Source organism: Janibacter zhangyanbonis (genome assembly GCF_050507325.1).
Taxonomy (GTDB): Bacteria; Actinomycetota; Actinomycetes; order Actinomycetales; family Dermatophilaceae; genus Janibacter.
This window is the reverse complement of record NZ_CP191481.1, coordinates 3,299,013-3,312,061: the sequence shown is the minus strand read 5'-3', so window position 1 is coordinate 3,312,061 and position 13,049 is coordinate 3,299,013. Positions and strand designations below refer to the sequence as shown.

The window sequence follows — 13,049 nt, the reverse complement described above, 5'->3', positions numbered from 1 at the left end:
CGACGGGTGTGATCCCGAAGCTTTCCCTCCTCGACCTGGCCACCGTGGGCCGCGACCAGCCGATCAGCGAGGCGCTCGCCGACACCGTCACCCTCGCGCAGCGCGCGGACGACCTCGGGGTCTTCGAGCGCCTCTGGTTTGCCGAGCACCACAACATGTCGCGCATCGCCTCCGCGGCGACCTCCGTCCTCATCGCGCACATCGCCTCGCGCACCGAGCGGATCCGCGTCGGCTCCGGCGGCATCATGCTGCCCAACCACTCGCCGCTCGTCATCGCCGAGCAGTTCGGCACCCTCGCCGAGCTCCACCCCGGCCGCATCGACCTCGGGCTCGGTCGTGCCCCCGGCACCGACGGCCAGACCCTGCGCGCGCTGCGCACCGACCCCCGCGCCGCCGAGGCCTTCCCCCAGGACGTCCGCGAGCTGCAGGGATATCTCGCCGACGAGTCGCAGGTCGACGGGATCCACGCCTACCCCGGCCGCGGCACCCGCGTGCCGCTCTACATCCTCGGCTCCTCGCTCTTCGGCGCCCAGCTCGCCGCCGCCTACGGCCTGCCCTATGCCTTCGCGTCCCACTTCGCGCCCGACGCCCTCGAGCAGGCCGTGCGGGTCTACCGCGAGCGCTTCACGCCGAGCGAGCAGCTGCAGCAGCCGCACGTCATCGCGGCGCTCAACGTCATCGCCGCCGACGACTCCGCCGAGGCGGTCGAGGCCGCCGACCGGGTCCTGCGGGCCCGGGTGCGGATGCTCGCCGGCCGGGTCGGCTCGGGCAGCCTCGACGAGGAGATGGTCACGGCGCTCATGGACACCCACGTCGGTGCCCAGGCCCGCCACATGCTCACCCACACGGTCGTCGGCAACCCCGACGAGGTGGCCCGCGGGCTGGCCGACTTCGCCGCCCTCGCCGACGCCGACGAGCTGATCATGACCAACCCCGCCCCGGAGCTGGCGCAGCGGATCCGCACCCTCGAGATCGTCGCCGGGCTCCGCGAGACCGGGAGCTGACCCCCCTTCGACCCTCCTGACGAAGTCCTGACGGCGCCTGCCCGATCCTTGACGGCGCGAGGATGGAGTCGTGGTGCGGGCGCCGCATAGCGTCCCAGTCACGAAGGCGATACGACCGTGTCGCCGGGTGATGAAGGGAAACGCCACATGAAGCGCACCACCACACGCGCTGCAACCGTCCTGGGTATCGCGGCCACGATCTCGATGGGAGCGGCGAGCCTCGGCTACGCCGACGGGAGCGACGAGCCGACCTACCAGGAGTACAAGGCACAGACCTACCAGGACCCGACGGACCAGCAGTACATCGTCAACGGGGACATCCCGCTCGCGGGGGAGAAGCAGCTGCGCGAGTTCTACCAGGAGCTCGTCAACCCCCAGTACGAGAGCCAGCTCATCGTCAACACGGTCTACGGCAAGGACGACGTGTGGAGCGCCACCCAGGCGCAGAACCTCACCTACTGCGTGAGTGACCGCTTCGGCTCCGACAAGGCGGCGATCGTCAGCGCGATGCAGGCCGGCGGCAACCAGTGGGAGTCCGCGAGCTCGGGTGTCGACTTCACCTACGACTCGAGCCAGGACGCCAGCTGCACGACGCGCAACTCCAACGTGCTCTTCTCCGTGGAGCCGGTGAGCGGTGCGAGCTACGTCGCCCGCGCCTTCTTCCCGAGCACCGCGAAGTCGACTCGCAACGTCCTGATCAACACGGACCAGATCTTCTCCTCCGGCTGGGCCGCGCAGAACGTCCTGGCCCACGAGCTCGGCCACGCCCTCGGCTTCCGCCACGAGCACACCCGTCCCGAGGCCGGTACCTGCTTCGAGGACAACAACTGGCGTCCGCTGACGCCCTACGACTCGTCGTCGATCATGCACTACCCCCAGTGCAACGGATCGTCCGACGACCTGAGCATGACCGCGGCGGATCGCGAGGGGATCCGCTCGGTCTACGGTTCCTGAGCCTCTCCCCCCAGCTCGGGAACCACCCTGGGAAGGGATACCCCCTTCGCCCCGGATTTCCTCCCCGGGGCGAAGGGGGCGTCCTGTCTCCGGGGGTGCCCCACCCTCGCCTGACCGCACCCTGACGAAGTCCCGACGATGGTGGTCGGATCCTTACCCGACGCTGGTCCGCGAGGGCCCTTCACGGTCATACATTCCCTTCACCCGGATGGCGCGACCGCGCCTCCGACGAGACGAAGGATGACCAGATGAAGCGTGTTGCGAGCGTGCTGGCGATTGCCGCCACCGTGTCGATGGGCGCCATGAGCGTCAGCAACGCCGCGTCGAGCGACGAGCCGACGTACGACGAGTTCAAGACGCAGACCTACCAGGACGCGGACCGCCAGTACATCGTCAACGGCGACATCCCGCTGGAGGGCGAGAAGCAGCTGCGCGAGTTCTACCAGGAGCTCGTCGCGCCGCAGCAGAGCGATGCTCTGATCGTCAACACCGTCTACGGCAAGGACGACGTCTGGACCACGACGCAGGCCAAGAACCTGACCTACTGCGTCAGCACGAAGTTCGGCTCCGACCACGGCCGCGTCCGTGACGCGATGGCCAGCGGTGCGGCGCAGTGGGAGTCCGCCTCCTCCGGGGTGAACTTCACCTACGTCTCCAGCCAGGACAAGAGCTGCACCACGCGCAACAACAACGTCGTCTTCTCGGTCGAGCCGACCAACACGACGCAGTACATCGCGCGGGCCTTCTTCCCGAGCACGTCCAAGCGCAGCCGCAACGTCCTCGTGAGCACCAGCCAGCTCTTCAACGCCGGCTCGTGGACCCCGAGCAACATCCTCGCCCACGAGCTCGGCCACACGCTCGGCTTCCGTCACGAGCACACCCGCCCCGAGTCGGGCACGTGCTTCGAGGACAACAACTGGCGTCCGCTGACCCCCTACGACTCGGCGTCGATCATGCACTACCCGCAGTGCAACGGGTCGAGCGACGACCTGAGCATGACCGCGTCGGACCGTGAGGGTATCCGCTCGGTCTACGGCTCCTGACGCACCCCTGGGGCACTCGGCGCCCCCTTCGTCACGGCTCCTCCCCGTGACGAAGGGGGCGTCCGCGTCTGCCCCCACGGCCGGGGTGGTTCTCGATCCCTGAGGTGCGAGGCCGCCGCGGCCGAGGTGGTTCTCGATCCCTGAGGTGCGAGGCCGCCCGCGGCCGAGCCTCGAAGGGCACGATGGGGGCATGGACGAGATCGAGGCCTTCTGGCAGCGCGCGCAGCAGCACGCCGACCTCGCGCAGGTCAGCTCCTACACCGGGGTCAACCCGCTCGCGGTGATCCGCCCGCCGGCATGGGCCTTCGGGGCGACGCCCGACCAGGCCGACGAGCTGCTCGAGCTCGTCCTCGCCGGGGACAAGACGGCGACCGCTTCAGCGCTCTGGGACTACGAGGCCGAAGGGGAGGACCTGCCCACCGAGGGCACGCTCGGCATCGTCGTCGACGGCTCGGGCCGCCCGCGGGCGCTCGTCGTGACGACCCGGGTGCGGGTGGTCCCCTTCGACGAGGTCGATGCCGACCACGCCCGTGCGGAGGGCGAGGGGGACCGCTCGCTCGAGCACTGGCGGCAGGTCCACGAGCGGTTCTTCACCGAGCACCCGAGCCACGACCGCGCCTTCGCCCGCGACATGCCCGTCGTCCTCGAGGAGCTGCGGGTGCTGCACGCGGAGTAGGGCGCGTCAGACCCGGTGCCGCAGCCCGGTCGCCCGCTGGGTGCGCCGGGTGACCGCGGCCCGCACGGCCTCGACGGAGCCGACGAGCGTCACCGACTCCTGGGCGCGGGTGATCGCGGTGTAGAGCAGCTCGCGGGTGAGCAGGCGAGAGTCGGCGTCGGGCAGGAGCACGGTGACCGATCGCGCCTGGCTGCCCTGGCTCTTGTGGATCGTCAGCGCGTGGGCGGTGTCGACGTCACCGAGCGTCGAGGCGGCGTGGACGATCGGGGCGTCCGGCTCGCCGAAGACCCCGACGACGCGGTGGTCGGCCCGCAGCGCCATGACGCCGGTGTCGCCGTTGAAGAGGCCCAGGCCCCGGTCGTTGGTCGTCACGAGCAGCGGCCGGCCGACGACCTGGCGACCGAGGTGGTCGCTCGACTCGGCGAGCCAGCGCTCGACGCGGTCGTTCCACGGCCCGACGCCCCAGGGTCCGTCGCGGTGGGCGCACAGCAGCCGGTGCTCGCCGAGCTGGCGGAGCGCGTCGGCGTAGCGGCCCGCGAGGGCGAGGTCGCGCAGCCGCTCGGCGTGGGTGAGCAGCCGGGGGCGCAGGGCCTCGTCGGCCTCGATGACGTCGTCGACCGGCAGGTGCTCGACCGGGCCACCCGGGCCGGCCTGCGCGAGCAGCTCGAGCACCCGGTCGGCGTCGCCGACGCGCACGGCCTCGGCGAGGGCGCCGATCTCGTGGCCGAAGCGGTGCGAGGTCTGCAGGCGCGCCACCGGGCCGTCGTCGCCGTAGCCCGCGACGAGGTCGGCGAGCACGGCACCGGCCTCGACCGAGGCGAGCTGGTCGGGGTCGCCGACGAGGAGCAGCCGGGCGCTCGGGCGCAGGGCCTCGAGCAGGCGGGCGGTGAGCGTCAGCGACAGCATCGAGGCCTCGTCGACGACGACGATGTCGTGGGGCAGCGGGTTGCCCCGGTCGCGCCTGAAGCGGTTGCCGCTGTCGGGCCGCCACCCGAGCAGCCGGTGGACGGTGACGGCCTCGATGTCGGTGCCGAGGCGCTGCCGGTCCTGCTCGGGCATGTGGCCCAGGGAGCCGAGGACCGACTCGCGCAGCCGGGCGGCGGCCTTGCCGGTCGGGGCGGCCAGGGCGATCCGCGGCCGGTGACCGGTGGCCTCGGCCTGCTCGAGCAGCAGGGTGAGCAGCCCGGCGACGGTGGAGGTCTTGCCGGTCCCCGGGCCACCGGCGAGCACGGTCGTCAGGCGCCCGGCGGCAGCCCGGACCGCGTCGCGCTGCTCGCCCCAGCCCGTGCTGGGGAAGACGCGCTCCAGTCCCGCCTCGAGCATCTGCTCGTCGACCTCGGGGGCAGCCGTCTCGGCCCGGCGCTGCAGGTCCTGGGCGACCTGGACCTCTTCGCGGTGATAGCGGTCGAGGTAGACGAGGTCGTGCTCGACGAGCAGCACCCCTGCCTCGGCGAGTGCGCTGACCCGCACCTGCTCGAGCCACGCGGGCGTCGGCGGCAGCTCGACCCCGCCCGGCCGCTGGGTGGAGGTGTCCTCGACCGCGCCCGGCCGCTGGGTGGAGGTGTCCCCGACCGGATAGTCGGTCGCTGTCACCTCGAATGCCTCGGCGAGCAGCTCGCGGGCGTGCTCCGGGTCGAGGCTCGTCGAGCCCTCTCGGGCCGCCCGCACGACGAGCGCGAGCGTCACCCGTGCCAGGGGATCTTCCTCGCCCACCAGCGTCGCGAGCCGGCTGGCGACGTGGACGTCGGCGGCCTCGATGACGCCTGCGGCGTTGAGTTCGGCGAGCTCGCCGGTGGCGGTGCGGGCGACGCGGCGGTCGTAGCGGTCGAGCACCTCGGTCATCGGTCCGTCCCTTCGCTCGTGGCTGCACCCGCGTCGGTCCCGGCGCCCACGCCCGCGGGCCGGCGCCCGTCGAGCAGGTCGGAGACACCGGCGATCAGCTCGACCGGTGGCGCCCACGAGAAGACCCCGGTCGGGTGCCCGTCGACGAGCGGTGTCCGCTCCCCGGCCATGCCTCGCAGGTAGAGGTAGAGCACGCCGCCCAGGTGCCGGTGCGGGTCGTAGCCCGGCTGCCGCCACCTCAGGAAGCGGTGCAGCACGACCCCGTAGAGGATCGCCTGGAGCGGATAGCTCGAGTGCGTCATCGCCTCGCGCAGCGCCGTCGGGTCGTAGTGGGCCGTCGTCAGCGGGGTGTCGACGGGCCCGAGCCAGTTGGTCTTGTAGTCGACGACGAGGTGCCGCTCGCCGATGCGCAGGACGATGTCGACGGAGCCGGTGAGGTAGCCGCGCAGCGCCTGGCCGCCGAGCACGGGGTCGTCGAGCACGTCGGCGAAGGGCAGCACCGGGTCGTCTGCCGGCAGGTGCTCGCGCATGAGGGCGGCGAGGTCACCGAGCACGGCGCCGTCGTCGCTGGGCGGCGGGGCGTCGTCCCCGCCGCCGAGCGGCAGCTCGAAGTCCATCTCGCACAGTCGGTCCCGCGCTCCGACGTCACGCAGCCGGGTGCCGGGAGCCAGCGGCCCGAGCGGGGTCTCGATGACCTCGACGAGCGCCGCGGCGAGGGCGTCCCGGTCGAGGTCGGGCACCGGCCAGGCGATGATCTGCTCCTCGATGTGCGCCCGCAGCTCGCCGAGCAGGTCCTCCGCCTGCGCGTCGGCCTCCTCGAGCACCGCGTGGACGAGCGAGCCGAAGCCCGCTCCGACGGGCAGCTCCGCCATGGGCGAAGGGAGATGCCCCTCGCCTCCCGCAGCCCCCGCCACGTCGGCCCCACCGGCCACGACGAGGTCGGCGGGACCCCCTTCGTCCTGACGGTCGGTGACCTCCGGCTCGCTGGCTACGAGCTCCTCGGCACTGGCCCGGGGGGCCTCGTCGAGGGGGCGGGTGAGCGCGGTGTAGGAGGTCCGGCGCCACGCGTCGTCGACGGTGCGGGTGAAGTCGCGGACCGACAGGTCGGTCACCGGCTGAGGCTGCGACATCGTCACGGGGGTGGGCTGGTCGACGTACTCGACCCGCAGCGCGCCCCGCCGCTCCCAGTCCGCGAGGCGGTCCTGCAGGGTCTCGTCGCCGGGCACCGGGTGCTTCGGCGGGACCTCGGCCTGCCCCTGGGTGCGCCCGAGGAGGAGGCGGTGCAGCGGCGACGGGCCGGTGCTCTGCGCCGAGGGGAACCACCACGTGACGACCTGGCTCTGCGCGCGGGTGAGCGCGACGTAGAGCAGCCGCAGCGACTCGCCGCTCTCCTCCGCCGCGGCTCGGGCGAGGCGGTCGGAGCGGCCGTCGTCGGAGGTGATGCCGATGTCGAGCGCCCGGGTGCGATCGGCGCGATGGAAGTGCAGCACGTCGGGCCGTGGCAACCACCGGTCGCACACGAAGGGGAGCATGACGACGGGGTACTGAAGGCCCTTGCTCGCGTGGATCGTCGCGAGGTGGACCGCGTCGGCGTCGCTGTCGAGGCGACGGGCGCGCTCCTCCTTGCGGCTGGCGGCCATGCGCTCGCGCAGCCAGGCGGTGAGCGAGGCGAGGCCGTCGCCCTCGGTGACGACCCGCTGGTGGAGCGTCTCGCCGATGTGCCGCAGGTCGGTGAGCAGGCGCTCGCCGTCGGTGCGGCCGAGGACGCGGGCGTCGAGCCCGTCGGCGGTCGCTGCGGCGAGCACGGCGGCCACGCCGCGCCGCCCGAGAAGGGCGGCCCAGGTGCGCAGCCGGTGCGCGACCTCTTCGGTGAGGTCGTCGCCGCGGGCGTCGAGGTCGGTGGCGGTGGCCCCGACGAAGGGGGTGAGCGCCGCCGCGCGCACCCGCTCGGCGCGGTGGGTCAGCTCCATCGCCTCGAGGAGGGTGAGCCAGTGCTCCGCGGCCACGGAGTCGTAGATGCTCTCGCTCGAGACGATGACCGAGCGCAGCCCGACAGCCGTGAGTGCGGAGCGCACGGTGTCGAGCTGCTTGCGGGTGTGGGCGAGCACGGCGATGTCGCCCGCCCGCAGCGGGCGCCCGTCGAAGGTCGTGCGCCCGGCGAGCAGCCGGGTGATCTCGGCCGCGCAGTCGGCGGCGACGAGCGGGCGGACGGTGGCGATCGAGATGTTCTGCCCGGGCTGCTCGACGCGGGCGCTCGGCACCGCGCGCAGCCGCACGGGGGCGAGCTGTCCGTCGGGGGCGGTGCCGTCGGCGATGCCGAGGCGCGAGCCGTCACGGGCGGCGCTCACCTGGTGCACGACGATCTCCTCGTCGCCGAGCTGCGCCCTGCCGAGCAGGACCCCGAGGCTGCGCACGAGCGGACCGTCGGAGCGGTGGTTGACCCCGAGGGTGTGCCGGGAGGTCGCCGACTCGGCGGCCGTCAGATAGGTGTCGACGTCACCGCCGCGGAATCCGTAGATCGCCTGCTTGGGGTCGCCGATGAGCACGAGCGTGCTGTGCCCGCTGAAGGCGCGGTCGAGGATCTGCCACTGCACCGGGTCGGTGTCCTGGAACTCGTCGACGAGCACGACCCGCCAGCGCTGCCGCATCCGCTCGCGGGCCGGGGAGTCCTCGTCCTCGAGGGCGATCGCGAGGTGCGAGAGCAGGTCGTCGTAGCCGAGCACGCCGAGGCGCCGCTTGCGGCGGTCGAGCTCCTCGCGCACGAGCTGGGCGAAGCCCAGGCTGCGGGCGTCGGCTGAGCGCCCCTCGAGGGAGGCCGGCTCGAGCGCGGCATGCGGATTTTCGGTCACGGCGCGGGCGATCTCGCCGGCGCGCTTGCGGGAGAAGGCGGCTGGCCCTCCCTTCGCGAAGCCGCGGACGTAGAGGTCGTCGACGACCTCGTCCCGCAGGTCCGACAGGTCCTCGACGAGGCGGGCGTGCTGGTCGGTGTCGCCGGCGACCCCGAGCCCGCGCAGCACGAGCTGGCAGAACTGGTGCGTCGTCGCGATCGTCGCCGCGTCGAAGTGGGTCAGCGCGTCGCGCAGCCGCCGGGCCCGCTCGGCGACCTCGTCGGCGGTGCCCTGGCGCAGCAGCGTGACGACCTCGTCGTCGGTCGGCAGGGCGGGGTCGGCGACGAGCCGGTGGACGTGCCGCAGGTGCTCCCGGACGCGCTCGCGCAGCTCGCGGGAGGCGGCCCGGCTGAAGGTGATGACGAGCATGTCCTCGAGTCGCACCACGCCCTCGGCGACGTGCCGGGCGACGAGCGCGCCGATCGTCCACGTCTTGCCGGTGCCGGCGCTCGCCTCGAGCAGGACCGTGCCCGTGGGCAGCTCGCCGGCGATGTCGAAGGGGGTGAGTGCGCTCATGCCGTGCTCCCCACGTTGTCGAGCGCGGGTCCCCACACCCGCGGGGCGAGGGTGGCCAGGTCGCTGCCCGGGCCGGCGAGGGTCTGCAGCAGCACGTCGAAGGGGGCCTCGCGCCCGTGGACGAGGCGCCACCAGGAGTCGTCCCGCTCGCCCGGGATGGTGTCGCCGTTCTTGAGCAGCGACGCCTCCCACTCCTTGGCCGCCTGCTGTTGGGCGAGCCGGGTGCGCGTGGGGTTGCGGCTGACCGCCTGGGCCCACGCGTGAGCGGTCTTGACGGGCAGGGGCAGCGGTGCGGTCTGGCCCAGGGCGAAGACGTCGAGCAGGGTCGTCAGGTGCGAGCGGGCCGCATCGCGGGGCAGCACGCCATAGCTCGTGCGCGCGACCTTGCCCCGCGACCCCTTGCCGAGGGTCGAGGCCTGCCAGCCCTCGTCGTCGGCGCCGGCAGCGGTGAGCGCCAGCAGGCGGATCCACGCGGCCATGACCTGCTTGGCCCCGAGCCGGGAGTAGGTGACGTCGACGAGGTGCAGACCGCGGACGCCGTCGACGGTGCCGGTGAGGCGACGGTCGCCGGGCAGGGTGACCTCGATGTCAACCGAGCGCGGGTCCTCGGGTGGCCCGAGTGCGAGCTGGCCCATGAGCTGCTCGACGGCGCGGCCGATCTCCTCGAGCGTCGCCTCGCCGAGACCGGCGGGTGGCAGCGCGCCGCGCAGCAGCTCCGCCTGGTAGATCGAGCGCGGGTCCTGGCCGGCGATGCGGGCGCGCAGGGCGCGGTCACCGACGGTCCACTTCTCGAGCCCGTCGAGCTCGACCGGCAGCCGGTCGCTCACCTCGTCGGCCTCGCGGCTCACCCCGACCTGCAGCCGGTCACGCAGGAACCCGCGTGCGGGGTTGTCGTAGAAGGCGATGAGGTCGGCCAGGCCGACATCGGCGACCACCCCGGCTGGCAGGGGAGCGGTGACCAGGCGGCCGGGCGGGGTGCGTGCGCCGACCGCGGCGCGGGCGGCGAGCAGGGCCGAGCGATCGAAGCTGAAGGGTCGCTCGCCCCCGGGCCCCCCGACGGTGAGGTTGCGCGCGTCGAAGGGCTGCAGGGGGTGGTGCGTGACCTCGATCGGGCAGCTCGTCGTCTCACGGGCGGCGTCGAGGAGCTCGCCGAGCGGCACGGCGGGCGGACAGGGTTCGCCGCTGTGCTCGTCGGCGCCGGTGTAGGCGATGACGAGTCGCTCGCGGGCGGCGAGGACGGCGTCGAGGAGCAGCTGGCGGTCCTCGCTGCGGGCATCGCGCTCGCCGGTCATCGGGCGGCGCGCGAGCACGTCGTCGCCGTCGATCGCCTGCTGGCGGGGGAAGGAGTCGTCGTCCATGCCCAGCAGGCACACGACGCGGTGCGGCACCGAGCGCATCGGCGTCATCGTGCACACGGTGAGGCCGCCGGTCCGGAAGCTCGCCCGGCTCGGGCGCCCCGCCAGCTGGTCGGCGAGCAGCACCCGCACGTCGGCGAGGCGCAGCGGCACGTCGTCGCTGGCGTGCCGGGCCGCGGAGCCGAGGGTGCGCTGGAGGTCGCCGACCTGCCAGCGCTCGCGCGGGGGCACGTCGGTCAGCGAGAGAACGGTCTCGGTGAGGGCGTCCATCCACTCGGTGGCCGGGCCGGCGTGCTCGAGCCGGTCGAGTCCCTCACCGATCCGGGCGAGCAGCTCGCTCACCCGGCCGACGAGGTCGACCGAGCCGCTGCCGACGTCGTCGAGGGGCATGACGCCGCCGACCTGCAGCGGGCCGTCGGCGGAGACGGTGACGCCGACGAGGAGCCGGTCGAGGCCAAAACGCCACGTCCCCTGGGGCTCCACGTCGAGGGCGAAGGGGGCCCGCCCCGCCTGGTCGTAGCCCCACCGGATGCCGGAGTCGCTGACCCAGCGGGTCATCGTCGCGAGGTCGTCGTCGTCGAGCCCGAAGCGGCGCCGGACCGGCCCGCTGGCCGCGAGGTCGAGCACCTCGCTCGCGGTGAGGCGCCCGCCGGCGAGCCCGACGACGCGGTCGGCGACGTCGAGCAGGGGGTTGGTGGCCCGCAGCGACCGGTCGGCCAGGCGCACCCGCAGCCGGTGGGCGGGGTGGGTGTCGACGCCGTCGGCGTCGGTGCCGTGCTCGCCGAGGCCGAAGGCCGCGCCGATGAGCGGTGCATAGGTCTCGACGTCGGGGCACATGACGAGCACGTCGCGCGGCTCGAGGGTCGGGTCGTCGTCGAGCAGGCCGACGAGCACCTCGCGCAGCACCTCGACCTGCCGGGCCGGCCCGTGGCAGGCGTGCACCTGGACCGACCGGTCGTCGGGGAGCACCTCCCGCCCCGCCCGCTCGGCCTCGTCGGGTACGTGGTCGTCGCGCAGGTCGGCCTGCAGCCACTCGAGCACCGGCCGGGGCTCCGCACCCTCACGCTGGTCGAGGTGCGAGGAACTCTCGTCTCCACGTTGGTCGAGGTGCGAGGAGCTCTGCGACGAAGCCTCGAGACCACCGGAGGTCTCGAGGATCGGCCGTGGACGGCCTCGCTCCGCCCACGCGGAGCGTGGGACCCAGACCGCCGAGTGGCCCAGCACCCGCACCAGCTCGCGCGAGTCCCGGCCGAGAGAGGCGAGCAACGGGTGCCGGACGAGGTCGCTCGTCGCGTCGTCCTCGCGGGCCACGACACCTTCGGCGGCGAAGGGAGCCAGTCGCTCCCACAGGTCGGGCGAGGGCTGGGGCAGCCACAGGTGCACGTCACGGGTGCCGGCGAGGGCGTGCAGCAGCTCGACCTCGGTGACCGCGAGCCGGGTGTGCCCGAAGAGCGAGAGCCGCTCCGGCAGCTCGAGCCCCGTGCCGTCGCCACGCAGCCGCTCCACCGTCTCGGCGTGCCGCACGTCCGGCGGCGGCGCGTCGACGACGCCGACGAGGCGTCGCCACAGTTCGGCCTGCCAGATCAGGTCGTGGTCGAGCGGTGCGCCGGTGCCGTCGGTGTCGCGCCCCTCGTGCCAGTCGGTGAGCATCGCGGGCCGGCTCTGCCCGTAGCGGTGGAGCAGTCGGGCCAGGCGCAGCGCGACCGAGTACCGGCGGCCGGCGCGGGTGCCGTCGGGGTCGTCGGTGCCGTGCCCGAGGTGCCGGCTGAGCGTCGCACACCACGGCTGCCCGAGCCCGGCGTCGATGACCTCGAGCAGCGGCCAGACGAGGTGCTGCGGCAGCCACGGGTCGTCGTCGTCACGCCCGGTGAGCATCGTGACGAGAGAGCGCGGCCGCAGGAAGGTGACGCCGGCGCACACCCCGTCCTGACCCCCTTCGCCCCGGCCGAGACGGTGGGACAGCCGCTGGGCCAACCACCGCTCGATGCCCTGCTCGGGCACGACGACGACCTCCTGGGCGAAGGGGTCGGGCAGCGGGCTCGCCAGCAGCCCGCCGAGCTCGTCGGCGAGGGTGTCGGTGCGCTGCGCGCGGTGGAGATGGAGGGCCACGGTCAGACCGTATCCGGGCGGGACGACAGCGTGACGTCCCCGGTCCACAGGGCACGTCCGAGCGGTGTCGGTCGAGCGTGGTGGACTCGACTCATGACCGACCTGCGTCACCTGACGACCGAGCGACTGCGGCTCGACGCCCCGAGCCGAGACGACCTGGCGGAGCTCTTCGCGATCTACTCCGACCCGCGGGTGTGGACGCACTTCCCGTCTCTGCGCCACACGACGGTCGAGCAGACCGAGCGGATGCTCGACGCCTGGACCGTCGCCTGGCGAGACGTCGGGCTCGGACCTTGGATCGTGCGTGGTCACGACGACGCCGCCGTCATCGGTCACGTCGGGTGCTCGCCGCGCGCGGCCTGGTGGAACCTCGGCTACCGCTTCGCCGCCGAGACCCACGGCCAGGGCCTCGCCACCGAGGCCGCCCGTCCCGCGCTCGAGGCGGCGCCCACCGTGCGGGACGTGCCCGTCGTCGCCTACCTCCTCGAGCACAACCACGCCTCCCGGCGGGTCGTCGACAAGCTCGGCCTGACGCTCCAGCACCGCGGCCCCGACGCCGGCAACCCCGACCCGGCCGCCGTGCGCCTCGTCTACGCCGACCGCGAGCTCGCAGCGGACCAGCTGGCCGGCGTCATGGGGGAGTAGGGCCCGCGAGCACGGCG

8 protein-coding genes are annotated in these 13,049 nt (G+C 73.5%); 5 read left to right on the top strand and 3 right to left on the bottom strand.

Features of this window, described 5'->3' with window-relative positions; translation table 11 throughout:
- Positions 1-11: 11 nt before the first annotated feature.
- The 4 genes from ACQBJO_RS16295 to ACQBJO_RS16280 all read left to right on the top strand — a co-directional run bounded on the left by ACQBJO_RS16295 (position 12) and on the right by ACQBJO_RS16280 (position 3,677).
- A complete protein-coding gene (locus tag ACQBJO_RS16295; protein ID WP_421007951.1) occupies positions 12-1,004 on the top strand; it encodes an LLM class flavin-dependent oxidoreductase in 993 nt (330 codons plus the stop codon).
- A gap of 147 nt (positions 1,005-1,151) precedes the next feature.
- A complete protein-coding gene (locus tag ACQBJO_RS16290; protein ID WP_421007859.1) occupies positions 1,152-1,958 on the top strand; it encodes a M57 family metalloprotease in 807 nt (268 codons plus the stop codon).
- Between the two features lie 248 nt (positions 1,959-2,206).
- The gene (locus ACQBJO_RS16285) at positions 2,207-3,001 is read left to right on the top strand and encodes a M57 family metalloprotease (RefSeq protein WP_421007860.1); all 795 of its coding nucleotides are present in this window, start codon (positions 2,207-2,209) and stop codon (positions 2,999-3,001) included.
- A 190-nt stretch (positions 3,002-3,191) separates the two neighbouring features.
- Complete coding sequence (locus tag ACQBJO_RS16280; RefSeq protein WP_255184733.1) at positions 3,192-3,677, top strand: ASCH domain-containing protein; 486 nt, start codon at positions 3,192-3,194, stop codon at positions 3,675-3,677.
- 6 nt (positions 3,678-3,683) lie between these two features.
- On the opposite strand, the gene recD is transcribed toward ACQBJO_RS16280, so the two are convergent.
- Genes recD through recC form a run of 3 tightly spaced genes read right to left on the bottom strand, consistent with a single transcriptional unit; the run spans position 3,684 to position 12,387 of the window.
- Positions 3,684-5,519 (bottom strand): exodeoxyribonuclease V subunit alpha, encoded by a 1,836-nt coding sequence (gene recD, locus ACQBJO_RS16275; protein ID WP_421007861.1) that lies wholly within the window; start codon positions 5,517-5,519, stop codon positions 3,684-3,686.
- Positions 5,516-8,923, bottom strand: coding sequence for a UvrD-helicase domain-containing protein (locus tag ACQBJO_RS16270; protein WP_421007862.1), 3,408 nt, complete (start codon positions 8,921-8,923; stop codon positions 5,516-5,518). The genes recD and ACQBJO_RS16270 overlap by 4 nt, the downstream gene beginning before the upstream one ends.
- Positions 8,920-12,387 carry an exodeoxyribonuclease V subunit gamma gene (gene recC, locus ACQBJO_RS16265; protein ID WP_421007863.1) on the bottom strand — a complete coding sequence of 1,156 codons (3,468 nt, stop codon included), beginning with the start codon at positions 12,385-12,387 and terminating at the stop codon, positions 8,920-8,922. The genes ACQBJO_RS16270 and recC overlap by 4 nt, the downstream gene beginning before the upstream one ends.
- A 93-nt stretch (positions 12,388-12,480) precedes the next feature.
- Here recC and ACQBJO_RS16260 point away from each other — a divergent pair, with 93 nt between their 5' ends.
- Positions 12,481-13,032, top strand: coding sequence for a GNAT family N-acetyltransferase (locus ACQBJO_RS16260; protein WP_421007864.1), 552 nt, complete (start codon positions 12,481-12,483; stop codon positions 13,030-13,032).
- The last annotated feature ends 17 nt before the right edge of the window (positions 13,033-13,049 follow it).